Consider the following 23421-nt stretch of genomic DNA (forward strand, 5'->3'; position numbering starts at 1 on the left):
ACCCATTGTTGTTTGAGGCCGAGTAAATTCGTTGAGTCATTGCGTGTGTTGCGATGTCAGGTAAGGCGTGGTTCTTGAGCGTTTCTTCATGGCGGCTTGAATCAGACCCTGCACATCCAATATCAACGCAACGTTGCCGTCGCCGAGCACAGTGGCTCCGGTGATGCCTTTCAGTTTTTCAAACATCTTGCCGAGCGGTTTGATGACGGTCTGATGTTCGCCGTGCAACTGGTCGACGACAAAGCCCGCTTTGTTTTGCCCAGCCTTGACGACGACCACGCTTTCCCGGCGTTTTTGCTCGTCCGATTTGCGGCAATTGAAATAATCGCCCAGCCGCAAATAGGGCAGAACTTGTCCGCGCAAATTGATGTAATGCTCGATTTCGTTGATTTCGCACTCTTTCGGGTCCATTTCTATGCATTCGTCCACCATGCTCAACGGAATGATGTAGCGGTCTTGTTCGGCGCCGACCATGAAGCCGTCGATGATGGCCAGCGTCAACGGCAGGTGTATCGTGATGGTGGTACCCTGGCCTTCGATGCTGTCGATGGCGACGGTGCCGCGCAATGCTTCGATGTTCTTTTTGACCACGTCCATGCCCACGCCGCGACCGGACAGGTTGGTGGCTTGTTCCTTGGTGCTGAGGCCGGCGGCGAAGATCAGATTGTAGATTTCCTGTTTCGACAAACCGTGATCGGGCTTGATCAGGCCGTTGGCGATGGCTTTGGCGACGATTTTTTCGCTATTCAGGCCGGCGCCGTCATCGGCAATCTGAATCACGATATGGCCCGATTCGTGATAGGCGTTCAGTTGCACGGTGCCTTGCGCCGGTTTGCCCGCGGCCAAACGCTGTTCGGGGCTTTCGATGCCGTGGTCAAGGGAATTGCGCACCAGATGGGTTAGCGGATCATTGATTTTTTCGACGACGGTTTTATCCAGCTCGGTTTCGCCGCCGCTGATGATCAATTCGATGTTCTTGCCGAGTTCGGCGCTGACGTCGCGCACCACGCGGCGAAAACGATTAAAAGTCTCGCCGATCTGCACCATGCGCAGTTCCAGCGCCGTATCGCGGATGCTGCCCACCAGGGCATTCATGCTGGCGGCGACATCATCGGCGTCGCTCAAGCCATGGCGTTCCACGATGAGGTTCATCGCCGCGCTGGAAATCACCAACTCGCCGACCAGGTTGATCAACTGCCCCAGTTTGGTAGCGTCCACGCGGATATAGTTGGATTCGGAGGCGATTTTTTGCTTGGTTTGATCCTGCTTTTTCAAGGCCTGCTCGACAAGCGGTTGTTGCACCACATGCTGCTCGACCAGGATCTCGCCGAGCGGCTTGACGGCTTCTTCTTCCGTTCCTTCAGCGGCAGTTTGTAATTTCAACGCCTGTTCCACGTCGTTCCGGGTCAGCGCTCCGATTTGCACCAACATCTCGCCAAGCCGGTGCACATGGTTCTCATCTTGCGCGTCCAACAGTCTCATGTATTCTTCGACCTTGGCGTTGGGCGGCAGGATTTTGATGGCGCAATCGTCGGCGGCAAATTCGAATACCCCTTCGATGGTTTGTTTGCTGGCATCGCTCTTGAAGGCGATCTTGAAATGCAGATAGCAGCTTTCAGGGTCCATGGCCTCGCCAGACGGCATGGCCGGCGTGGTGACGAGGATTTCCTTGATTTCGCCCATGGTCTTCAGATAACGGATGAACGATAACGGGTCCATGCCGTTTCGCAACGCATCGGCCTGGAATTCCAGCGAGATCAGCCAGCTGTCATCGACCGTGATTTCGCCGCCGCCTTCGGCTTGCAGCTTGCCGTCGTCGATCGGCGTGGCTTGCATGCCGGTTTCCTGCTTGCCAGACAGGCGTTTGATCAAGCGATCGCTGGCGGCAGCCAGATCGGCGGGGAGGGGGGCGTCGGCATTCACCAGGCAATGATCTATCAAGCGTGCGGTGTGATCCTTGCTGTCCAGCAGCACGGATATCAGGTCGGCGTCAATCGAACGTTCACCATTGCGCACCTTATCCAATACCGATTCGGCTTCATGGGTAAACGCGACGATGGGATTGAATCCGAACAATCCCGAAGAGCCTTTGATGGTATGCATGGCCCTGAACAGACTATTGATGGTTTCGCTGTCCTCGGGATTGGATTCCAGGGATAGCAGGGCGCTTTCCATGTCCAGTAACAACTGCTCGGTTTCCTGGGCAAAGATGGTCAGGGCGGCATCGAATTCGTTGCTCATGATTTTTTCCTGTTTGCGGTCAGGACAATCGGGTCGCCGAAATGCTTGCTCAGATTCAGCAGTTCCAGGACTTCGACCACGGCCTGGCTATGTTGCACCAGACTGAGTTTCATTTGTTGCGCTGAAGTCTCGCGTTTGATGAACAGCAATAGCTGCAGTCCGGCGCTATCGATTTCGCTGACGCCGCTCAGGTCAATCTGCAATTCCTGGCTGGACTTCAAATGCGCGGACAGGGCTTCCTTTTGTTCCAGGGCCGTGTATATCGTCATTTCGCCTTGAATCGCCAGCTGGGTAACGCCGTTTTGTTGTGCTTTTACGTCGATAGTCACGGTTTTCTCCCGGCATCATTGGGACAAATCAGGGCAGAACCAGCTTGGAGACGGCATCGAGCAAGGTGGGCGCCTGAAACGGCTTGGTCAGCCAGGCTTTCGCGCCCGCCGCCTTGCCGGCTTGTTTCTTGTCGTCGGCGGCTTCGGTGGTCAGCATCATCATCGGTGTGAATTTGTAGGCATCGAGTTTTTTGGCTTCCTTGACAAAAGTAATGCCATCCATGACGGGCATATTGACGTCGGTAATGATCAAATTGATCTTTTGTCCGTTTAGTTTACTCAATGCGTCCTTGCCGTCACAGGCTTCAATGACCTCATAACCCGCTCCTTTCAGCGCAATCGTGACCACTTGGCGAATGGACGCGGAGTCGTCAACAATCATGATGGTTTTTGCCATGGTTCAATCCTGTAAAAATTAATTTAGAAAAAAGTCAAATCGTTATCGGAAGAAACGCTTTGCTGGCTACTGCCCGTCACCGAGCCGTGAATCCGTGCCTCTTCCGGCATCGTGTAATTCAGCTCCATGCCGGCCAGGGTTTTGTCCACGTTGATCATGTTGGCGTGACGTTCCGCGCCGGCTTGTTGGTTGCGCTCGATGGTTTGCTGCAAATTGCCCAGGTTTTTTTCGACGTGGGACAGCATTTGACTTACGCGATCCTGGAACTGGAAAGCGGTCAAAACCGAGAATATTTGATCGCGAATCTGCTCGCTGCTGCCGCGCAAGAGCTGCGCGTCATTTTTGAAGACATTCAGAGCGGCTTGTAAATCGTCCAGGGTTTTTTCGATCGATTGCTCGGCTTCGTGTATCACGAGGTCATCGCTGCTGCCAGAGGCTTCCGACATTTTTAAGGTAGATACCATCGCCGCGTTGATGTCTTCGATCGCCGAGCTGATTTTTTCGCCGGTGGATGAGGAAAAACCCGCCAGCTTGCGCACCTCGTCGGCCACCACGGCAAAACCGCGGCCGTTTTCGCCGGCGCGGGCGGCTTCGATCGCCGCGTTCAACGCCAGTAGATTGATTTGCTCGGCGACCTTGCGCACTTCCTTGGCCATCGCATCGAGCTGATGCGTATGCGTCGAGAGTTGACGCACTTCATCGATCACGGCGTGTTCGACGCTTTGTATATGCGTCAAGGCTTTTAAAACCCGCGTCAAGGCCGCGCGGCTTTCAATGAACAAGGCATCGACGCCGCGACCGTCTTCACCATGGCCGGTGCCCGAGATGATCTTGCTGAGCTGATCGGCCATGCCGGCGAAGCGTTCCGTCAACACGGTGATTTCTTCTTCGGTATGCGCGCGCGAGGCCTGTACCTGGCGCATCAAAATCGGCACCACTTGCACGAACAAGCTTTCCAGTTCCTGCACATAGCGGTTGATATCGTTTAATTTACTCTCTTCGTCATGTTGCCAATGCGCGTCATTGGCGATTAAGCGGTTTTGCTGTTTAGCCAGCAGCAGCCAGCCCACGCCCACGCCAGCCAGCACGAATGCCGCGCCTATCCCGGCACTGAGCAGATTAAAGCCTGTTACAAGCGCTAATACCAGACCGCAGCTCAAACCCAGGCCGGCGGGTAGCAAATAGAAACTGCTTTTGTCTGAGCGAATATTGGCGTCGAGGTTATGTGCTGTTCGGGACATGAAAATGGCATTAGTATTGCGGAATAGATGAGCGATACTAGTAGGTTTTGCGCATTCCTTCAACCTGGCGACGGAGTAGGAATTTTACGCGGTGTTTTTCCTAGTACAAATCGCCTTAAAAAAAGACAGGATGATAAGCTCCAAAAATAGCCTGCAAGGAAGCGATGCGCCCACTCTCACTACACTTAATTCTAACGAAAGCTCAACAAACGACGCTGGAAGCCATTATCCGAAGTCGACAACTGTCACATAGTTTGGTGCAGCGGGCGCAGACAGGCTCTGGAACGCATCCATCCGGCGCACCCCATGCAACCCGGACAACCGGAACGGATCGAGTATGAATACCGGCGCCATGGCACTCAAGCGCTGATCGCGAACTTTGAAGTGGCGACAGGCAAAATCATGGCGCCCACTGTTCAGGACACCCGAACCGAGGCGGACTTTGTGGCTCACCTCCAGCAAACGGTCGCCTTAGACCCGGAAGGCCAATGGATTTTTGTCGCCGATCAGTTGAACACCCACAAATCCGCTACGCTGGTGCAATGGATTGCCAAAGCCTTGGGCATTGACGAGGACTTGGGCGTGAAAGGCGAAAGCGAGATCCTGAAAGACATGAACGCCCGGGCAGCCTTTTTACAGAATGAAAGCCATCGGATTCGCTTTGTTTACACGCCCAAGCATTGTTCCTGGCTCAATCAGATCGAAATTTGGTTTGGCATCCTGTCCCGGCGCTTGCTCAAACGCGCAAGCTTCACCTCGACAGACGATCTGAAGCAGCGTATTTTTCAGTTTATCGCGTTTTTCAATGAAACCTTCGCCAAACCTTTTCGCTGGACCTACACCGGAAGACCTCTTGTCGTGTAAGAGTTATTCGGTGGATTTTCGGTGCGGTGTACTAGGTTTATTGGCACCCAAAGCATGGATGGCCCTCCAATGCCACGCTCAGACAAAACTGCCGTAACGCCAAATCAAAAGAGAAGTTTTGGAAATGATCGATAAAGACGGGTTTAACTTCGCCAGAAGGCTGGGGTAAACAACACGATCAGGGTGAAGACTTCAAGCCGTCCCAATAACATGGCAATCGAGCAAATCCAGGTTTGAAAATCGCTGAGGCTGCCATAATTGGTTGCCGGCCCGACTTGGTGCAAGCCGGGACCGGCGTTATTGATGCAGGCAATGATGGCGCTGAGCGCGGAGATGGGATCGAGGCCGGCGAAAATCAGGGAAAACGTCAAGCCCACCACTGAAATGAAGTACAGGAAAATAAAGGCCAGGACCGCGAAAATGATCTTGTTCGCAATCGGTGTGTCGCCGATGCGGATTGGATTGATCGCGCGCGGATGCAGGATGCTGAACAATTCCCTGCCTGCCTGCTTCCACATCAACAGGGTGCGGAACATCTTGATGCCTCCGCCGGTCGAGCCGGTGCAAGCCGTAACGCAACTCAGATACAGCATCCACCATGGCACGAATGGTGGCCATTTATCATAATCGACGCTGGCAAAACCGCAGTCGGTGGCGATGGATACCAGATTAAAGGTAACGTGACGCAAGCCGACGAAGAAATCCGAATAGGTATCGCGGTGCCATAGATAAGCCGAGCAAAACAGGATGCTGCCCGCGATCACCCCCAGCATGGGCAGGGCTTCGGGATCGAAAAAATAAGGTCTTACGCTACGTTGATGCAAAGCGGTGTAATGTGTCGCGAAATTGATCGCCGAAATCAGCATGAATACCGTCAGTATCAGTTCGATGGCGGGTGAATCGAAATATCCCACACTCGCATCGTGTGTGGAAAAGCCACCTAGACCCAGCGTGGCAAAGGCGTGACATATCGCATCGAGCCAATTCATGCCCGCCAGTTTCAGACAAAGTATGCAGGCCAGGGTGATGCCGGCATAGACCAGCCATAGCAATCTCGCGGTTTCCGTGATGCGGGGCGTAATTTTGCTATCCTTGACGGGGCCTGGAATCTCAGCCTTATAAAGCTGCATGCCACCGACGCCGAGCAAGGGCAGAATCGCCACGGCCAGTACGATAATGCCTAACCCTCCTATCCAATTCAATTCGTGTCGCCATATGTTCAACGATGGCGCCAGATTATCGAGCCCTACCAGGATGGTGGCGCCGGTGGTTGTGAAACCCGACATGGTCTCGAAAAAAGCGTCGGTAAACGAAAGGCCGGGAATACCCCAAATCAACGGCAACGTAGCGGCCGATGCCATCAATAACCAGAAAAAGGCCACCAATAGATAGCCATCCCGATTTTTCAGTTCGCCGCGAAAACGCATGGTCAGGCCGGCAAAGATGCCACCGACGCCGATATTCAAAGCCATGCCGTCGACGAAATACGTGATCATGCCGTCGGCGAAGAACAAGGATGTGGCGATCGGCAGAAAATAGGTCAAGCCGAACACCATCAAGATCAGGCCAAGTACAAATACAAGTGTGCAAAATCGCTGCATTAGCGGACTCAATGACCGGTTTAACCGACTCGAACGTAACTGGAATTAGAAAGCACCTTAAAGTCCTGTCTGGGCATTATCCAGGCAGACCGGCCAATTTTCGCAGGGGCCTAAAATTGGGTCATATGATATAGAGAGGGATGTAAAGAAAATGTAAAAATCCGGCTGCGGTTTGTTTGCGCCAAATGGCGTTCCAGGCTGGGCTCGTTACGCAGAAGTTAGCCGGATTTTTGTTCAACAATGGCTTTAGGCGTGACTTTTACCCATTCGATGCGTGGCCCGTTCATCGTCGTTACGGTAATGTCAAAGTTTTCAAAGGCTATGGTTTCGTTTTCCTCGGGGACGTCTTGCAGTTTGACCAAGATCAGGCCGCCGACGGAATCGACATCCTCCAAATCCAGTTCTTCGTTTTCGATGTCTATGTCAAGAACGCGCTCCAATGAAAAAATCGGCAAACTGCCTTTTCCGAGTAAGGAGCCATCTTCCAGCGTTTGCCAACCGGTATCGTTGGGACGGAATTCGTCCTGGATGTCGCCCACCATCGCGGACAGTAAATTATCCAGGGTGATGAAGCCACGTGGCTTTTGTCCTTGCAAACCGATGATCGCAAAATGCGGCGCGCCTCGGGTGAACATGCGAAATAATTCCACCGCAGGCATATGCGACGGTATGAACTGAATCGGGCGCAGATAGCTTTCCAGGTTTTCAATGGCCTTACCATGCTGCAAGCCCAAGAACAAATCCTTCAAATGAATCACGCCCAGTACATCGGTGTTATTGCTATCGAAATAAGGAAAACGGCTAAAGCGGCTTTGCGCGACGATATGCAAATTTTCCTCCACCGTCTTATTCCGATGCAGCGAGGTGATTTCATGAATCGGACGCATCAACTCGGATACTTCCAGTTTGCTGAAGTCCAGCGCCTTTGCCAGTACGTTCCATTCGTCGTCGGTAAATCGACCGCCCGGACGGCTGGATCGCAAAATCAGCTTTAATTCGTCGGTGGAATAATGGCTATCGTGGCCCTTGGGGTAGGACAAACCGGCAATCCGTAGCACCAGATTGGAGCTGCCGTTCAGCAACCAGATCGCCGGATACATGAGCCAATAGAACAGGTAGAGCGGGCCGGCGCTGAACAAACCCACCGCTTCTGGATTGCGTATCGCCATGGATTTTGGCGCTTGTTCGCCGACCACGATATGCAAAAAAGAAATGCTGCAGAATGCGAACGCGAAAGAAATGCTGTGTATCAGTTCCGGTGAGACGATGCCGATTTTGGCAAACAGGGGATCAAGCAAGTCGGCAAAGGCGGGTTCGCCCACCCAGCCCAGGCCCAACGACGCCAGCGTAATGCCGAGTTGGCAGGCGGAAAGATAGGCATCGAGATTGCCGTGAATCTTGGCGAGGGTGCGCCCGCGCCAACCCTGGGTTTCCGCGATGGTTTTAATCCGGGTTTGACGAAGCTTGACCAGGCTGAATTCGAGCGCGACAAAAAAACCGTTCAAAAACACCAGCAACAACGCGCCGGCGACAAGCAAGAGATTATTCATTCAATCATGTTCATTGATGGAAAAATCGAAACGTATGGCTCGGCGTCAATTCGAATCGCTGTCCAGCTTTTCGGCGAGGATTGCCGCATCCTGTTCCCGCTTTTTCTTGCGTTTTTCCTTTTGGGCAATATGTGTCGAACGCCAAAACAACAGCAGGCCGATGACAGCCAGAACCGCTAGAAAATGCATTTCGTAGTGCTTGATTTCACCCAAAATTGCTTCGGCAATGTCGCCGAATTGGTAACCCAGATAGCCCACGGCGATCGCCCAGATCAAGGCCCCCAAAAAATTCAGAACGAAGAATTTCCCGGGATACATGCGACTGGCGCCGATGACGAACGGGGTGACATTGCGCACGCCGTACAGGAATCGAAACCCCAAAACCACCTTGATTTGGTGGCGATGCAATAGATCAAATACCTTGTCGGTTTTGCTGTGCCATAGAGGGCGTTTTTCCAGGAAGGCGATGCCTTTGAATCGACCCAGATAGAAAAAGGTTTGGTCCCCGGCGAATGTGCCGAGAAAGGCGGACAAAATGACCCAATGCAGTTCAAGGTAACCGCTATGGGCCAAAAAACCCGCAATCACGAGGATGGTTTCGCCTTCTAAAAAAGTGCCAATGAACAAGGCTAAATAGCCGTAATCGATAATGAGTTGGTGAAAATCCATTTGTAGTTATTCTTGTAGGTAAAAGTGCATGCCGCTCGCATGGAACATGGCTGGTTAATGCCGAATCTTTGACATTATAAGGATATTTCGGCCAAGTTTATTGTTAAGGATCGATTGCAAGGGGCGGGTAACAGAAATTTTTCCAGCCAAGGGGAAACAGAGAGATTGTCAAATATCACTTCCCGGCATCCAGCATCTTGCAGCCGAATCTTCACACGGCAAGAACGGTACACGAAGGACAAGATCAAAATAACGCCACATTGTCCCATCTCCGCGAGGCGAGGGGACTTTTAGACGCCCCCAGGGGCGAGGGAACAACGTGCGGAAGCAATTTTTGCCGGAATTTTGACTTCAGCTGACGCTGGAGGGCACCGTTCCGACGGAAAACTCTCATTTTCCGGAGTGTTGCGGCATTTTCATGCGCGTTACTTCGGCTGTTCGTCTTGCTTGGTGGAGGATTCTTGTTCTTCGCCTTCCTTGAGCGCCTTACGAAAACCCTTGATCGCACCGCCAAGATCATCCCCTATGTTTTTCAAGCGCTTGGTACCGAATACCAAGATAACAATCACTAACACGACCAATAGATGCTGAATGCTGAAACCCATGTGCGTTTCTCCTGCCTAAAATGAATATTGAATGTCCACGCTACCGATGCCGCAGCGGACAGAAATTTCGTCCGCATTTCAGGAAAAGAGTTTACCTTACACCGAGGTCAAAAATCATGGGTCTATAAAACTTTCCTTATTTATGAACCCTTGCAAAACAGGTGGCGAAATTTAATCAGCGGAAAATTGCGATTCGAGTAAAATGCGCCGTCCATTTCAGGACTGAAAGCCAACGTCCATTGACAGTTCTTGTTGTCCTTACCTTTCTCCAAACACTTTATGCCTTTTTTTCTGCGCCTGTTCGTCATCTTGTTTTGCCTGTTTGCTTCGCCGCCGCCTTATGCCGATGGCGCGAATCCGGGGTTTTTGGTCCTGAATTATCACGACATCTTAGAAGAAGAGGAAAAGGTGCCTCCGTTCGACCGGATTGCGGTCAACAAACAGCATTTGGACGAGCACTTCGCCTGGTTGAAAAAAAATAATTATCACGTCATCGGTATTCAAAGTTTATTGGACGCGATGAGCGGGGAAAAACCGTTGCCGCCAAAGGCCGTGATATTGACGTTCGATGACGGTTATCTGAGTTTTTACACGCGAGCCTTGCCGCTGCTTAAAAAATATCACTATCCGGCGACGCTGGCAGTCGTGGGATCCTGGCTGGAAGGTAAAAATACCGCAGGCGTCAAACCCTTGATGTCTCCAGAGCAAATACGCGAGGCCATGGCTACGGGCTTAGTCGAGATAGCATCACATAGTTATGACTTGCACCATGGCATTGCCGCCAATCCGCAAGGCAATGAACTGAGTGCGGTCACGGGCCGTTTGTATAGCAGCGAATACGAGGAATACGAAAAGGACGAGGATTACCGCAAACGGATTTTTCAGGCCGTTGAAAAAAGCGCGGACCAATTATTCCAGCTTCTCGGCGTCAGGCCGCGGGTGATGGTGTGGCCCTATGGCGAATACAACGCCATTGCCCTGGAGGCCGCCAAAGCCGCCGGCATGCGTTTGACCATGGGCCTGAACGACGGCGCCAATACCTTGGCCGATGTGGGGGCGATGAAGCGCTTGATGATCACCGACGATGTCAATGTCAAGCAATTCGCCGAGATCGTCAAAAATCAGCGCGGCCATTTGCCCTTGCGTGTCGCCCATGTCGATATGGATTACATCTATGACGAAGACGAGGAACAAACGGGGCGCAACCTGAATGCCTTGTTGGAACGCATCAAAGCCAGCGGTGCCAATACCGTTTTCTTGCAGGCCTATGCCGATCCGGACGGCGACGGCAATGCCGACGAACTGTATTTCCCGAATCGGCATTTACCGGTAAGGCGCGATTTATTCAATCACGTGGCCTTGCAACTGCGCACCAAGGCCGGGGTTAAAGTTTATGCCTGGATGCCTATCATGGCTTACAAGGCCGATGTGCCGTTGAAATGGTTCGTCAAGGAATGGCGCGAAGGCGGCCCGAAACCGGCGAGACACATTTATACCCGCTTGTCGCCGTTCAACCCGGAAGCGCGGCAATACATCGGCGAGATTTACGAAGACTTGGCCAAGCATTGCGACTTCAACGGTATTCTGTTCCATGACGACGGCATTTTGTCGGATTTTGAAGATGTGTCGCAACCGGCGCTGGATGTCACGCACAAGGTCTGGGGCTTGCCGGCCGAGTTCGAGGCGATTCATGCTTCCAGCGAACTGCGCCTGCGTTGGGCCCAACACAAGACAGAATGGCTTGGACAATTCACCGATTATCTGACCGACAAGGTTCGTTATTACAGGCCTTATGTCAAAACCGCCCGCAATCTCTACGCCTTGCCTTTGCTGAAGCCTTACAGCGAAGAATGGTATGCGCAGTCCTTTCCGGCATTCCTGAAGCATTACGATTACGTGGCGATCGAGGCGATGCCGTTCATGGAAGAAGCCGACGATCCCAAAAAATGGTTGACGGAACTGGTCAAGAAAACCGCCGAGCACCCGAACGGTTTGGACAAAATGGTGTTCGAACTGCAGGCCGTCGACTGGAAAAAACAGCAGGATATTCCGATGAACGTGTTTACGGAACAGTTCCAGTTATTGAAAAAATTGGGCGCCAAGCATATCGGCTATTACCCGGATAACGTGCATCACGATCAGCCGAAACTGGACGCGCTGAAGAAGTTCTTCCCCGTGGCTAACGTGGATTGATGCGGATGGAAGCCTTGTTTGCTCAACCCTGGGTGCAACATCTGTTCGATTGGTGGTTTCTGACCCAGGAGCGCCTGGAGGAAATGCCGTGGCAGCCGATCGACGAGTGGTTGTCTCGTTTCGTGTTTTATTATCCGCTGTTGATGGCCTATGTCTGGATGATAGGCGGCATCATTTATTATCTGCGCTGGGAGCGAAATCGCGGCAATGTGCTGTCGGATTTGCCGGTGTTGCCGGACTATCCGATGGTCTCGATATTGGTGCCTTGCTATAACGAAGGCGAAAACGTCCGAGAGACCATCGAGTATTTGCTGCAGCAACATTACCCCCATTTCGAAATCATCGCGGTCAACGACGGCAGCAAGGACAATACCCTGGAAATATTGCACGAGCTGGCGGATCGGCATCCGCAAGTCCGCGTGGTCAATTTGGCCAGCAATCAGGGCAAGGCGGTGGGGTTGCGCACGGCGGCGCTGGTCGCGAATAGCGAGATTTTGATTGGTATCGATGGCGATGCACTGCTGGCGCCCAATGCCACGGCCTGGATCGTGCGGCATTTTCTCGACGATCCTCATGTCGGCGCGGTGACCGGGAATCCACGCATACGCAATCGATCAACACTGCTCGGCAAGATCCAGGTCGGCGAGTTCTCGGCCATCGTCGGCATGATCAAGCGCGCCCAGCGTGCTTATGGCCATGTTTTTACCATTTCCGGCGTGATCGCCGGCTTTCGCAAAACCGCGCTGCACGAGGTCGGTTATTGGAGCCCGGACATGGTGACCGAGGATATCGATATCAGCTGGAAGCTGCAATTGGCTGGCTGGAGCATACGTTTCGAACCCAATGCCTTGTGTTGGGTGTTGATGCCCGAGACAATCAAAGGTTTATGGAAGCAACGCAGCCGCTGGGCCCAGGGCGGCGTCGAAGTATTGCTACGTTACTTCAAGCCGCTGCTGCGTTGGCGTTCGCGCGGCATGTGGCCGTTGTATCTGGAATGCTGCATCAGCTTGTGTTGGGCGTTTCTGGTGATTGGCCTGTTGCTGGCCAATCCCTTGCAATGGCTGTTGAGCCAGCAACCGCAAGAGGCCCTGGAGGACTTGTCGCCGCACTGGACCAGCATGCTGCTCTGCATCACCTGTTTGATTCAGTTCGGCGTCAGTCTGAGCATTGATTCGATTTATGAAAAACGCAGCGGCGGCTCGGCGCAGCATTATTACTGGATGATCTGGTATCCGATCGTGTATTGGCTGATCAATGTCGGCACCACGATCAATGGTTTCATCAAGGCCGTGCGTAAAAAACGCGGTCAACGCGCGGTTTGGGTCACGCTGGATAGAGGTTTGAGGCAAAAATGAAGGAAATCATCATCGACCAACCTCATTTGCAAAGCTTGCAACAAAAACTGGGATCACTATTTTTATCGGCGATGAGTTGGCTGTTATGGCTCTATTTTTTGGCCCCTTTGCTGACCTTGGCCGGCTGGCTGATGGGTGCCAAAAGTTTGTCGGATGAAATCCGCTGGTTTGGCGGCTACAAGACCTTGCTGCAACTGCTGCAGATGTACGGTGAAATCATTTTGCTGATTGCAGCGCTCTGGTTGGCCTGGACCTTTTTCATTACATGGCTGCATACCGCGCATCCCGGCAAAACGCCGGAGGCTGTCAGTGACGGCGAACTGGCTCAGCGCTTTGAGTTGCAGGTAAGCCAATTAGCCGAGGCCCGGCAGGCTAAGAAGCTTACGGTTCATTTCGATGAGCATGCTGGGATTGTGGCGATCGAATAATCCGCTGAATGCATAAAGCATTGACTGCTTTCGTGCTTTTCGTGGCCTGCTGATTTTTTTAGGTTGAGCAGGACTTGCTGGTACCGTGACGCCACGATACCAGCAGGCTTGCTTTCGCTGTTTTACTTGTGTTCGACCTGTGATACGTCTCTTACCGCGCCCTTGGCCGCCGATGTGGTCATGGCCGCATAGGCTCTGAGGGCGGCGGAAACGCTGCGTTTGCGGTTGACCGGTTTCCAGGCTTGTGCGCCCTTGGCCTGCATGGCCGCCCGACGGCGCTCGAGCTCTTCCACCGACACGGCCAGATGAATGCGGCGGTTGGGAATGTCGATTTCTATCGTATCGCCTTCTTCCACCAGGCCGATCGCGCCGCCTTCGGCCGCTTCGGGCGAGGCGTGGCCAATGCTCAAGCCGGACGTACCGCCGGAAAAACGGCCGTCGGTGAGCAGGGCGCAGGCCTTGCCTAAGCCTTTGGATTTCAGATAGCTGGTCGGATACAGCATTTCCTGCATGCCCGGGCCGCCTTTGGGGCCTTCGTAACGAATCACCACCACGTCGCCCGGCTGGATTTGATTGCCGAGGATGCCGGCGACCGCGTCATCCTGGCTCTCGAAGATGCGGGCGCGGCCGGTAAATTTCAGGATGCTGTCGTCCACGCCGGCGGTCTTGACGATGCAGCCATCCAGCGCGATGTTGCCGTGCAACACCGCCAAGCCGCCGTCTTGCGAATAGGCGTTGGCCTTGTCGCGGATGCAGCCATGGGCGCGGTCTTCGTCCAATTCGGGGTAGCGTGCCGACTGCGAAAAGGCGACGGTGGTCGGTATGCCGCCCGGCGCGGCGCGGTAAAAGGTTTTGACCGCTTCATCATCGCTGAGCCGAATATCCCACTGTTCGATGGCCGCGCCCAACGTTGGGCTATGAACGGTCGGCACCTCGCGATTGATCACACCGGCGCGATCGAGTTCGCCCAAAATGCCGATCACGCCGCCCGCGCGATGGACGTCTTCCATGTGATATTTCTGCGTGGCCGGCGCTACCTTGGACAGACATGGCACGCGGCGTGAAATCGCGTCGATGTCGGACATCGTGAAGTCTACGCCGGCTTCATGCGCCGCAGCCAATAAGTGTAGTACCGTGTTGGTCGAACCGCCCATCGCCACGTCCAGGCTCATCGCGTTTTGAAAGGCTTCGTAGGTGGCAATGGAGCGGGGCAGCACACTAACGTCGTCTTGTTCGTAATAGCGTTTGGCCAGTTCCACGATCAGGCGGCCGGCGCGCAGGAACAATTGTTCACGGTCCGCGTGAGTGGCGACCAGAGAACCATTGCCGGGCAGGCTCAAGCCCAAGGCTTCGGTCAGACAATTCATCGAGTTGGCAGTGAACATGCCGGAGCAGGAACCGCAGGTAGGGCAGGCGGAACGTTCCACCGCGGCCACCTCTTCGTCACTGACGCGGTCGTCGGCGGCTTCCACCATGGCGTCCACCAAATCCAGCGCGCGGATTTCGCCTTTCCAGTTGACCTTGCCAGCTTCCATCGGCCCGCCCGAGACGAATACCACCGGTATGTTAAGGCGCAGCGAGGCCATCAGCATGCCGGGGGTGATTTTGTCGCAGTTGGAGATGCAGACCAAGGCATCGGCGCAATGGGCGTTGACCATGTATTCCACGCTGTCGGCGATCAGGTCACGGCTGGGCAAGCTGTACAACATGCCGCCATGACCCATCGCGATGCCGTCGTCCACCGCGATGGTGTTGAATTCCTTGGCCACGCCGCCGGCTTTTTCGATTTCTCTGGCAACCAGTTGGCCCATATCCTTCAAATGCACATGGCCGGGCACGAACTGGGTAAAGGAATTGGCGATGGCGATGATGGGTTTGGAGAAGTCCTCATCCTTCATGCCGGTGGCGCGCCATAGCGCTCGTGCGCCTGACATGTTGCGGCCAAAAGTGCTGGTACGGGAACGGTATTGGGGCATAGTGAATCTCGGAGGAATCTAGGGTTTAAAATCAAAGGGCAAGATGATACCCCAATCGATCGCTCATCTCCACCGACTCCGACAGCAAACCGATCTCCAGAAGGAGACCGAGATTTAGCCGCCGATGTCGTGGCTCAGCGCGGGCCAACTAACGACGTGAGAAATGCCCAATTGCGTTTGCAGATGGGCAATGATGTTTTCGACTCTTTCCGGCACATCGTAAAACTCGACGACCAGCGGCAAATCCAGGCTCAGCTCCACCAGATGGCTGGTGCGAATTTCACCGTCCGGACCGAAGCCCATGACGCCATGAAATACGGTGACGCCGGAAACCTTTTCCTGCTCGTGTAAAAACTTGATGACCTTGGCAAGCAGATGTTCGCCTTCCCTGAGATAAATGCGCGCTACCGTAATAGATTGAGTTGCCATAACCAATTTCCAAAAAGTGTACCCAGCCACATCACCAACATGCCGAACAGGTTGGTGGTGATGAAAATGCCCAATATTTCCGATAATTCCAGCTGAAAGTGAAACAGCTTGAATGCCAGCCAGAGCGTCGTAGACATGGCGATTAAACCTAACAGCAGAATCAACGAGATCAAGCGCCACTCGACCGTCAGGTTCAAGCGCTGAAACAAGAATTGCGCCAAAGTCGCCAGCAAGAACGCGGCAAAGATACCGAACGTCATCTGCACATAAGGCAAATGTTCCAGCCAGGGATAGGCTCCGTCGCCGAAGAGGGTGCGTCCCAGCAGCATGCCAAACCAGACCGCCACCAAGCATAGCACCGCGCTTAAAAAGATATTCAATGCGGCCTTGCCGAGATTGCCATCCTCGAATAAATAAAACGATTCCAAGGCGAAGGTCGAAAACGTGGTGTAAGCGCCGAGAAATCCGACCAAAATCGCGGCGCGATATTCAACCGCCACCATCAGGCGTTGCATCAACAATGCCGTCAAAAACCCCATCAAAAACGAACCGGAGACATTGACGAATAAGGTGCCGAACGGAAAGCTGCGACCCAGCCAGGCATAAATGCCGTTGGCCACCCAAAAACGGGCCACAGCACCAAGCGAACCACCCAAAGCGATAGCAATCAACTGATTCATGGCTTAAACAAACGCTTTAAAAGTCAGCATCAGGCCGGACAGCGCCAGAAACGCCGAGAAGATCGAACGGTATTTTTTGCTATCGATTTGAGTATAAAGCGCCTCGTCGGTCAAACCGAACACCAAAACGCCTATCACCAGATAAATCAGGTTTTCGTTCAGCGAAATGTCGATTTGCCCGCGACTGAACAGCCAGAGGGTCAGCATTTGCACGGCCGCGAACGTGCCGTAACAGGCCGCAACCGTTGCCCGCGCCACATCCTTGTCATAGTTTTTATGGTGAACCAAGGCCGTCAGCATCGAGCCACCCAGATTGCTCATGCCATGGATGATGCCCATTGCGACGAAATAGGCTTTTTCGTATTTCATCAGTCCATTAGCCAAATGAGCGATCTTTTCGGAAAATTCCTTCAGTGCGATCAGCAATAAAAACAAGCCCATGAGCAAGCCGATATTGATACGGGCATGCGTCACCAAGAACAGGAAAATCGCCACTGGCGGCAATGTCAACAACAACACGTTGCGGTAAAACGAAAAGTCGATATGCGCGTGGTGTTTGGCGATTTGCATCAAATTAATGCTTAGGGAAATAGGCAGCAGCACAGTCAGCACGTCGACAAAGCCATAGCCCAACAGCAGTAGAATGGGGGTGCCGAACAACAGTACGCCCGCGCCAAACAGGGTTTGGGCGATAGCCGTCGTCGCGACGGTGATTAAAATTTCGGGGGCCATTAGGTTCTCCAGATTGCCTCGATTTCATCGGAAAAATACAACAGAAGCCGCAGTTTATGACTGGTGCCATGATTTGCCAATCATTCTGACGGTGAAAATACATCGCTGGTTTGCAAAACGGGTGATTCTGAAGAAGTCCTTTGCTAGACCTGATCGCCAAAATTGCCAGAATATTCGGCAACATGGCGATCAGGCGAACGGTAATTGCGATCGGTTTATGACAGACCGTACAGCTTGATTTTCAGTTGGCTTATTTCGACTGTCGTTATAATTGACGACAATAAATCCATTACGCATTTCTGGATGCATTAGCGAGATATTTCATGGAAACCGTCAGCCCCCCCGAAAAATACGCCGACTTCATTAGTCAGCTGAAACGCAACGGCAAGTTGTCCGATAGCGACCTGACCAAGGCGCGGCGCATGCAAAAATCCGCGCAAGACGATAGTTTGCCGCAGATGTTGATCAAGTTGGGATTATGCTCGGATGCCGACGTAGCCGATACCTTTGCCCAGACGCGCGCGCTCGATCGCTTGCGGCCGGAACATTATCCGCCGCAATCGCCCTTTCAAGACGAGGTGTCGCTGCGGTTTTTGAAATATCACCATGTGGTCGGCTTGCAAGCCGATGATGAAGCGCTGGATGTCGCTGTGGTAGACCCGGAAGACGATTATCTGCCGCAGGCCTTGAAGCTGGCGACCGGCAAGCAGATCAGGTTGCATGTCGGGCAAATGTCGGAAATAGACGCCGCGCTGGAAGTGCAATACGGCGAAGGCAAATCGCAAATGGACAAATTGGTCGACGGCCTGGTGGTCGAGCAAGAAGATAACGAGGATTTGGAGCATCTGAAAGACTTGGCCAGCGAAGCGCCCATCATTCGGATGGTCAACTTCATCCTGCAAAAAGCCGTCGAAAGCCGCGCATCGGACGTGCATATCGAACCTTTCGAGCAAAGCCTGAAAGTCCGGCTACGCATCGACGGGGTGCTGCAGGACATCGATTCGCCGCCGGTCGCTTCCACCGCCGCCGTGTTGTCGCGTATCAAGATCATGGCGAAACTGAACATCGCCGAGCGCCGTTTGCCGCAGGATGGACGCATCAAGTTGCAGATGGTGGGAAAGGAATTGGATCTAAGGGTTTCGACGGTGCCGACGCTGTACGGTGAGAGCGTGGTGATTCGTTTGCTGGACAAGGAAAACGCGGTGCTGGATTTCAATACCCTGGGATTCGTCGGCAAACAGGCGGAAAATTTCATGCATGTGTTGTCTCAGCCGCACGGCATCATCCTGATCACGGGGCCGACCGGCAGCGGTAAATCCACCAGTCTGTATGCGGCGCTGAAAACCCTGAATACGTCCGAGCGCAAGATCATCACGGTGGAAGATCCGGTCGAATATCAGTTGGAAGGCATCAATCAGATTCAAGCCAAGCCGCAAATCGGCTTGACCTTCGCCTCGGCCTTGCGCTCCATCGTGCGGCAGGACCCGGATGTGATCATGATAGGCGAGATGCGCGACCTGGAAACCGCCCGCATCGCCGTGCAATCCGCGTTGACGGGGCACTTGGTGCTGTCCACGTTGCACACCAACGACGCGGCCGCCGGTATCACGCGGCTGCAGGACATGGGCTTGGAGGAATACCTATTAAGCTCGACCATCAACGGCATCCTGGCCCAGCGCCTGGTCAGGCGGTTATGTCCGGCTTGCAAGGAGGCCTATCCGGCTTCAGATACTTTAATTGAAGAGATGCAACTGCGGCGCTGGCAACCGGAGGGCGAAATATTGCTGTACAAGCCGGTTGGCTGTCCCGCGTGTAACGGCATAGGCTACAAGGGACGTTTGGCCATCATCGAATTCTTGACGATGAGCGATGCGATTCGCAAGCAGATTATGAAACACGAAGAAGCCTATGTGATTCAGCAACAAGCGATCAAGGAAGGCATGCAGACCATGTACGATGATGGCGTCGGCAAGGCCTTGCAAAGTATCACGACGCTGGAAGAAGTCTTGCGGGTGACGACCGAGGCCTAGACTTCAATTTGGTGCGGTAGCTGAAGCTACCGCACCTTTCGGTCAATTTAAAACAAACCGCTGATCACGCCGTCGTCGCTGATGTCGATGCGCTCGGCGGCCGGCACTTTCGGTAGGCCCGGCATCGTCATCATGTCGCCGGCAATCGCGACGATGAAACCGGCACCGTTGGCCAGGCGTACTTCGCTGATTTCGACGTTATGACCGGAAGGCGCGCCCTTGGCGTTCGGGTTGGTCGTGAACGACATCTGGGTCTTGGCCATGCAAATCGGGAAGTCGCCGTAGTTGGCCTGTAGCGCCTTGATTTCGGCCATGACCTTCGGGCTGGCGCTGACGCTGCCGGCACCATACAGCTTGGTGGCGATGGCTTCTATCTTGTTCCACAGCGGCAATTCGCTGTCGTAGACATAGTTGAACGCCGGCTCGCGCTGGTCGACGATGTTCAATACTTCGTGCGCCAAGTCTTCCGCGCCGGCCCCGCCATGGGCCCAGTGCTTGGCGATCACGCATTTGGCGCCCAGGGCTTCGCATTTTTGTTTCAACAGCTCGATTTCGGCGTCGGTATCGAAGCTGAAATGGTTGATGCTGACCACGCACGGCAGGCCGTAATGTTGAGTAATGTTGTGCAGGTGGCGTTCCAGGTTGGCTAAACCTTTTTCCAATGCTTCCAGGTTTTCTTGATTCAATTCGTCCTTGGCGACGCCCCCGTGGAATTTCAGGGCCCGCACGGTCGCGACCAACACCACAGCCGATGGCTTGAGGCCGGACATCCGGCATTTGATGTCCAGGAATTTCTCCGCACCCAAATCGGCGCCGAAGCCGGCTTCGGTCACGGCGTAATCGGCCAGTTTCAATGCGGTTTTGGTCGCCGTAACAGTGTTGCAGCCATGTGCGATGTTCGCGAACGGGCCGCCATGGATGATGGCCAGGTTGTTTTCCAGGGTTTGCACCAAGTTCGGCTTGATCGCGTCTTTCAGGACTGCCGCCATCGCGCCGTGGGCGTTCAGGTCTTTGGCGTAAACCGGCGTGACTTTGTCGGATTTGTAGCCAATGACGATACGGCCCAAGCGTTCCTTCAAGTCGGCGCGGCTGGTGGCCAGACATAGAATTGCCATCACTTCCGAGGCGACGACGATATCGAATCCATCCTCGCGCAAATAGCCGTTGGCAGGGCCGCCCATGCCGACCACGATCTTGCGCAGCGCCCGGTCGTTCATGTCGACCACGCGTTTCCATTGGATGCGGCGCGGGTCGATGTCCAGCTTGTTGCCGTGGTTGATATGGTTGTCGATCAACGCGGACAATAAATTATGCGCGATGCCGATCGCATGGAAGTCGCCGGTGAAATGCAGATTGATGTCTTCCATCGGCACCACCTGGGCATAGCCGCCGCCGGCCGCGCCGCCTTTGACGCCGAAGCACGGGCCTAAAGAGGGTTCGCGCAGGCAGATGATGGTTTTCTTGCCCAGCCGGTTCAGCGCATCGCCCAAACCCACCGTCGTCGTGGTCTTGCCTTCGCCGGCCGGGGTCGGGCTGATCGCGGTGACCAAAATCAATTTGCCGTCGGTTTTGTCGGTCAGGCTGTTGACGTATTCCAGCGAGATCTTGGCCTTGTAATGACCGTAAGGGTCGAGATGTTCGGCCGGTATGCCGAATTTTTCGCCCGCCAAGTCGATGATGGGGCGCATCTTGGCTTGTTGGGCAATTTCGATGTCTGACATGAATGTCTCCTGACAAAAAATATTAAATGCTTAGTTTATAAAGAATAATTAATGGTCGACCGTTTCGGTGGATGTTAGCGCTTCTGATACTCGTCGGGGCCAGGTCTCAGGACACCCAAAGGTCTGTTGAACGTAAAATCATATGGCGTTATGACCAAGCCATTTTTGGCATCGGCAAAAGCTTGGTTGCTGGGATTCAACTCGGCTATTGCCAGCATGGGCGAAATTGCCGCAAAGATCACGCTACCCGCAATTGTCATCGCTAAACCAATAGGACGATAAAGCAAGACATCGGCATAAATATCCGCTAAATCGACACGATCGTTTGCGTTTGTTTGCAATGATAAACTGAGTAGCGAAGCCGATATTAAGGCTTTGATTTTTTTATTCATACGGGCTCCGTAACTCAGGGGAACAGCACGGCTTCATCGTTTTTAGACCAGGGTTGATAAGTATGCATTGCCTGGGCTAATAGGGGCGAATCCAAAAAATTTTGCAGCCAGCCTCGCAACGCCGGATAAGCGGAGCTGGCAAACCAATCGCGGTCGACTGCGGCAAATTGGCGGATGAATGGCGCGATCGCGGCGTCGGCCAAACCGAATCGCGGGCCGCTTAAGCAAGCATTTCGCTCAAGACGCTGTTCCAATTCAGCCAAGAATAATTCGCCATGGGTCCGATAATACTCGATCGGGTGTTCCGGATAACGATCCGCGTATTTGTAACGGTCCAGATAGTATTTAAATTCGCCGTCGTTCCGTCTGATCAAGCTTTGCGCTTGAGATTGCGTTTCCAGCCAATGATCAGGATCGTTGAGTCCCAGCGCCCATGACATGATGTCCAAACTTTCGTCTATGACCTCGCTGCTCGGTAAGACCAAAACCGGCACCGTGCCTTTCGGCGATGCTTCCAGCATGGCCTGGGGTTTGTTCTTAAGTTGCACTTCTCGAAGTTCGACGGCAATGCCGGCATAGGCAATCACCAAACGGGCGCGCATCGCATAGGGACAGCGGCGGAAGCTATACAGTATCGGGAGTCGGTCCAAAGTAAAACGATTGTTCATGCATTAAACGGGTGCAATCTGGCTTGCGCCGATTGCACCCTGCATTCCGCGAAGTTAGATTAGGCCTCCGAATATACCGGAAAGCGTGAACACAACAATTTGACTTTGTCGCGCACCGCCGCGATGACGTTTTCGTCGTCGAGGTTGTCCATCACGTCGCACATCAGGTTGGCGATTTCCCGCACCTGATCTTCCTTGAAGCCGCGAGTGGTCGGGGCCGGGGTGCCGACGCGGATGCCGCTGGTCACGAAGGGTGATTGCGGGTCGTTGGGCACGGCGTTCTTGTTGACGGTGATGTGGGCGCGGCCCAGGGCGGCGTCGGCGGCCTTGCCGGTGATGCCCTTGGCAATCAGCGAAACCAGCATCAAATGGTTGTCGGTGCCGCCGGATACTACGTCGTAACCGCGTTTGATGAAGACTTCGGCCATCGCCCGTGCGTTGTTGACGACTTGCTGCTGATAAGTTTTGAACTCCGGCGTCATGGCTTCCTTGAACGCCACAGCCTTGGCGGCGATCACGTGCATTAGCGGACCACCTTGAATGCCGGGGAAGATATTGGCGTTGAGCTTTTTCTCCAATTCCGGATTGCTCCTGGCCAAAATCAAGCCGCCGCGCGGGCCGCGCAGGGATTTGTGCGTGGTGCTGGTAACGACGTCCGCGATGGGCACTGGATTGGGATAAAGACCGGCGGCCACGAGGCCAGCAACGTGGGCCATGTCCACGACATAATAAGCGCCGACTTTATCGGCGATGTCGCGGAAACGTTGCCAATCCCAGATGCGCGAATAGGCCGAGAAGCCGGCGATGATCATTTTGGGTTTGTGTTCCAAGGCCAAGGCTTCGACTTGGTCGTAATCGATCTCGCCAGTTTCGGGATTCAAGCCGTACTGAATCGCGTTATAAATCTTGCCGGAGAAGTTGGGCTTGGCGCCGTGGGTCAAATGGCCGCCGTCGGCCAGGCTCAGGCCCAGAATGGTGTCGCCGGGCTGCACCAGGGACATGAATACCGCCATGTTGGCCTGTGAGCCGGAGTGCGGCTGCACGTTGGCGTAATCGGCGCCGAACAGTGCCTTGGCGCGGTCTATGGCCAGTTGCTCGACGATGTCGACGTATTCGCAGCCGCCGTAATAGCGTTTTTCCGGGTAACCTTCGGCGTATTTGTTGGTCAGCAAAGTGCCTTGCGCTTCCAGTACGCGCGGGCTGGCGTAATTTTCGGAAGCGATCAGTTCGATGTGGTCTTCCTGACGTTGCCGCTCCTGCTCGATGGCCTGGAATAATTCGTTGTCAAAGCCTTCGATGGTCATCGATTGATTAAACATG

Annotated in this window: 21 protein-coding genes; 5 read left to right on the top strand and 16 right to left on the bottom strand. The window is 53.8% G+C overall.

The window, feature by feature from the left end:
- Positions 1 to 36 precede the first annotated feature (36 nt).
- The 4 genes from NM686_RS10210 to NM686_RS10225 are packed head-to-tail and all read right to left on the bottom strand — an operon-like array spanning position 37 to position 4208.
- On the bottom strand, positions 37 to 2241 hold the full coding sequence (locus tag NM686_RS10210; protein ID WP_255187773.1) for a chemotaxis protein CheA: 2205 nt from the start codon (positions 2239 to 2241) through the stop codon (positions 37 to 39).
- Complete coding sequence (locus tag NM686_RS10215) at positions 2238 to 2570, bottom strand: STAS domain-containing protein (RefSeq protein ID WP_255187774.1); 333 nt, start codon at positions 2568 to 2570, stop codon at positions 2238 to 2240. The genes NM686_RS10210 and NM686_RS10215 overlap by 4 nt, the downstream gene beginning before the upstream one ends.
- 28 nt (positions 2571 to 2598) lie before the next feature.
- Complete coding sequence (locus NM686_RS10220; RefSeq protein WP_255187775.1) at positions 2599 to 2967, bottom strand: response regulator; 369 nt, start codon at positions 2965 to 2967, stop codon at positions 2599 to 2601.
- A gap of 23 nt (positions 2968 to 2990) precedes the next feature.
- Positions 2991 to 4208 carry a methyl-accepting chemotaxis protein gene (locus tag NM686_RS10225; protein ID WP_255187776.1) on the bottom strand — a complete coding sequence of 406 codons (1218 nt, stop codon included), beginning with the start codon at positions 4206 to 4208 and terminating at the stop codon, positions 2991 to 2993.
- Between the two features lie 288 nt (positions 4209 to 4496).
- Between NM686_RS10225 and NM686_RS10230 the strand changes: the two genes are divergently transcribed.
- On the top strand, positions 4497 to 5072 hold the full coding sequence (locus NM686_RS10230) for a transposase (RefSeq protein WP_255188595.1): 576 nt from the start codon (positions 4497 to 4499) through the stop codon (positions 5070 to 5072).
- Positions 5073 to 5215: 143 nt separating this feature from the next.
- On the opposite strand, the gene NM686_RS10235 is transcribed toward NM686_RS10230, so the two are convergent.
- From NM686_RS10235 to tatA, 4 genes are all read right to left on the bottom strand, one after another.
- On the bottom strand, positions 5216 to 6673 hold the full coding sequence (locus NM686_RS10235; protein ID WP_255187777.1) for a TrkH family potassium uptake protein: 1458 nt from the start codon (positions 6671 to 6673) through the stop codon (positions 5216 to 5218).
- Positions 6674 to 6891: 218 nt separating this feature from the next.
- Positions 6892 to 8223, bottom strand: a complete 1332-nt coding sequence (locus NM686_RS10240; protein ID WP_255187778.1) for a hemolysin family protein — start codon at positions 8221 to 8223, stop codon at positions 6892 to 6894.
- A gap of 45 nt (positions 8224 to 8268) precedes the next feature.
- Positions 8269 to 8892, bottom strand: a complete 624-nt coding sequence (locus NM686_RS10245; RefSeq protein ID WP_255187779.1) for a DedA family protein — start codon at positions 8890 to 8892, stop codon at positions 8269 to 8271.
- A gap of 425 nt (positions 8893 to 9317) precedes the next feature.
- Complete coding sequence (tatA, locus tag NM686_RS10250) at positions 9318 to 9497, bottom strand: Sec-independent protein translocase subunit TatA (protein ID WP_255187780.1); 180 nt, start codon at positions 9495 to 9497, stop codon at positions 9318 to 9320.
- A 279-nt stretch (positions 9498 to 9776) separates the two neighbouring features.
- Here tatA and pgaB point away from each other — a divergent pair, with 279 nt between their 5' ends.
- Genes pgaB through pgaD form a run of 3 tightly spaced genes read left to right on the top strand, consistent with a single transcriptional unit; the run spans position 9777 to position 13473 of the window.
- Positions 9777 to 11690 carry a poly-beta-1,6-N-acetyl-D-glucosamine N-deacetylase PgaB gene (gene pgaB, locus NM686_RS10255; protein ID WP_255187781.1) on the top strand — a complete coding sequence of 638 codons (1914 nt, stop codon included), beginning with the start codon at positions 9777 to 9779 and terminating at the stop codon, positions 11688 to 11690.
- 5 nt (positions 11691 to 11695) lie between these two features.
- The gene (pgaC, locus tag NM686_RS10260) at positions 11696 to 13045 is read left to right on the top strand and encodes a poly-beta-1,6-N-acetyl-D-glucosamine synthase (protein ID WP_255187782.1); all 1350 of its coding nucleotides are present in this window, start codon (positions 11696 to 11698) and stop codon (positions 13043 to 13045) included.
- The gene (pgaD, locus tag NM686_RS10265; RefSeq protein WP_255187783.1) at positions 13042 to 13473 is read left to right on the top strand and encodes a poly-beta-1,6-N-acetyl-D-glucosamine biosynthesis protein PgaD; all 432 of its coding nucleotides are present in this window, start codon (positions 13042 to 13044) and stop codon (positions 13471 to 13473) included. Before pgaC ends, pgaD begins: the two co-directional genes overlap by 4 nt.
- 122 nt (positions 13474 to 13595) lie before the next feature.
- On the opposite strand, the gene ilvD is transcribed toward pgaD, so the two are convergent.
- The 4 genes from ilvD to NM686_RS10285 form a co-directional block, all read right to left on the bottom strand.
- Positions 13596 to 15449, bottom strand: a complete 1854-nt coding sequence (ilvD, locus tag NM686_RS10270; RefSeq protein ID WP_255187784.1) for a dihydroxy-acid dehydratase — start codon at positions 15447 to 15449, stop codon at positions 13596 to 13598.
- Positions 15450 to 15563: 114 nt separating this feature from the next.
- Positions 15564 to 15878, bottom strand: a complete 315-nt coding sequence (locus NM686_RS10275) for a DUF190 domain-containing protein (RefSeq protein WP_255187785.1) — start codon at positions 15876 to 15878, stop codon at positions 15564 to 15566.
- Positions 15854 to 16558, bottom strand: coding sequence for a fluoride efflux transporter CrcB (gene crcB, locus NM686_RS10280; protein ID WP_255187786.1), 705 nt, complete (start codon positions 16556 to 16558; stop codon positions 15854 to 15856). The genes NM686_RS10275 and crcB overlap by 25 nt, the downstream gene beginning before the upstream one ends.
- A 3-nt stretch (positions 16559 to 16561) precedes the next feature.
- Positions 16562 to 17290, bottom strand: coding sequence for a hypothetical protein (locus NM686_RS10285; protein ID WP_255187787.1), 729 nt, complete (start codon positions 17288 to 17290; stop codon positions 16562 to 16564).
- Positions 17291 to 17613: 323 nt separating this feature from the next.
- Between NM686_RS10285 and gspE the strand changes: the two genes are divergently transcribed.
- Complete coding sequence (gene gspE, locus NM686_RS10290) at positions 17614 to 19320, top strand: type II secretion system ATPase GspE (RefSeq protein ID WP_255187788.1); 1707 nt, start codon at positions 17614 to 17616, stop codon at positions 19318 to 19320.
- A 47-nt stretch (positions 19321 to 19367) separates the two neighbouring features.
- Here gspE and NM686_RS10295 read toward each other — a convergent pair whose 3' ends face one another.
- The 4 genes from NM686_RS10295 to glyA all read right to left on the bottom strand — a co-directional run bounded on the left by NM686_RS10295 (position 19368) and on the right by glyA (position 23420).
- Entirely contained in the window at positions 19368 to 21041 is a 1674-nt protein-coding gene (locus NM686_RS10295; RefSeq protein WP_255187789.1) for a formate--tetrahydrofolate ligase, read from the bottom strand.
- A 74-nt stretch (positions 21042 to 21115) separates the two neighbouring features.
- Positions 21116 to 21433, bottom strand: a complete 318-nt coding sequence (locus NM686_RS10300; RefSeq protein ID WP_255187790.1) for a hypothetical protein — start codon at positions 21431 to 21433, stop codon at positions 21116 to 21118.
- A gap of 14 nt (positions 21434 to 21447) precedes the next feature.
- Positions 21448 to 22101, bottom strand: a complete 654-nt coding sequence (locus NM686_RS10305; RefSeq protein ID WP_255187791.1) for a glutathione S-transferase — start codon at positions 22099 to 22101, stop codon at positions 21448 to 21450.
- Positions 22102 to 22160: 59 nt separating this feature from the next.
- Complete coding sequence (gene glyA, locus NM686_RS10310) at positions 22161 to 23420, bottom strand: serine hydroxymethyltransferase (RefSeq protein WP_255187792.1); 1260 nt, start codon at positions 23418 to 23420, stop codon at positions 22161 to 22163.
- Position 23421: the final 1 nt, after the last annotated feature.

Source organism: Methylomonas rapida, assembly GCF_024360925.2.
Classification (GTDB): domain Bacteria; phylum Pseudomonadota; class Gammaproteobacteria; order Methylococcales; family Methylomonadaceae; genus Methylomonas; species Methylomonas rapida.

What these genes read in the sequence shown, in the direction of transcription:
- NM686_RS10305 (WP_255187791.1), bottom strand. Translation starts at nt 22,101, where the DNA reads ATGAACAATCGTTTTACTTTGGACCGACTCCCGATACTGTATAGCTTC.
- glyA (WP_255187792.1), bottom strand. Translation starts at nt 23,420, where the DNA reads ATGTTTAATCAATCGATGACCATCGAAGGCTTTGACAACGAATTATTC.
- NM686_RS10210 (WP_255187773.1), bottom strand. Translation starts at nt 2,241, where the DNA reads ATGAGCAACGAATTCGATGCCGCCCTGACCATCTTTGCCCAGGAAACC.
- NM686_RS10220 (WP_255187775.1), bottom strand. Translation starts at nt 2,967, where the DNA reads ATGGCAAAAACCATCATGATTGTTGACGACTCCGCGTCCATTCGCCAA.
- tatA (WP_255187780.1), bottom strand. Translation starts at nt 9,497, where the DNA reads ATGGGTTTCAGCATTCAGCATCTATTGGTCGTGTTAGTGATTGTTATC.
- NM686_RS10285 (WP_255187787.1), bottom strand. Translation starts at nt 17,290, where the DNA reads ATGGCCCCCGAAATTTTAATCACCGTCGCGACGACGGCTATCGCCCAA.
- NM686_RS10240 (WP_255187778.1), bottom strand. Translation starts at nt 8,223, where the DNA reads ATGAATAATCTCTTGCTTGTCGCCGGCGCGTTGTTGCTGGTGTTTTTG.
- crcB (WP_255187786.1), bottom strand. Translation starts at nt 16,558, where the DNA reads ATGAATCAGTTGATTGCTATCGCTTTGGGTGGTTCGCTTGGTGCTGTG.
- ilvD (WP_255187784.1), bottom strand. Translation starts at nt 15,449, where the DNA reads ATGCCCCAATACCGTTCCCGTACCAGCACTTTTGGCCGCAACATGTCA.
- NM686_RS10275 (WP_255187785.1), bottom strand. Translation starts at nt 15,878, where the DNA reads ATGGCAACTCAATCTATTACGGTAGCGCGCATTTATCTCAGGGAAGGC.
- NM686_RS10245 (WP_255187779.1), bottom strand. Translation starts at nt 8,892, where the DNA reads ATGGATTTTCACCAACTCATTATCGATTACGGCTATTTAGCCTTGTTC.
- gspE (WP_255187788.1), top strand. Translation starts at nt 17,614, where the DNA reads ATGGAAACCGTCAGCCCCCCCGAAAAATACGCCGACTTCATTAGTCAG.
- NM686_RS10300 (WP_255187790.1), bottom strand. Translation starts at nt 21,433, where the DNA reads ATGAATAAAAAAATCAAAGCCTTAATATCGGCTTCGCTACTCAGTTTA.
- pgaD (WP_255187783.1), top strand. Translation starts at nt 13,042, where the DNA reads ATGAAGGAAATCATCATCGACCAACCTCATTTGCAAAGCTTGCAACAA.
- NM686_RS10235 (WP_255187777.1), bottom strand. Translation starts at nt 6,673, where the DNA reads ATGCAGCGATTTTGCACACTTGTATTTGTACTTGGCCTGATCTTGATG.
- NM686_RS10295 (WP_255187789.1), bottom strand. Translation starts at nt 21,041, where the DNA reads ATGTCAGACATCGAAATTGCCCAACAAGCCAAGATGCGCCCCATCATC.
- pgaB (WP_255187781.1), top strand. Translation starts at nt 9,777, where the DNA reads ATGCCTTTTTTTCTGCGCCTGTTCGTCATCTTGTTTTGCCTGTTTGCT.
- NM686_RS10225 (WP_255187776.1), bottom strand. Translation starts at nt 4,208, where the DNA reads ATGTCCCGAACAGCACATAACCTCGACGCCAATATTCGCTCAGACAAA.
- pgaC (WP_255187782.1), top strand. Translation starts at nt 11,696, where the DNA reads ATGGAAGCCTTGTTTGCTCAACCCTGGGTGCAACATCTGTTCGATTGG.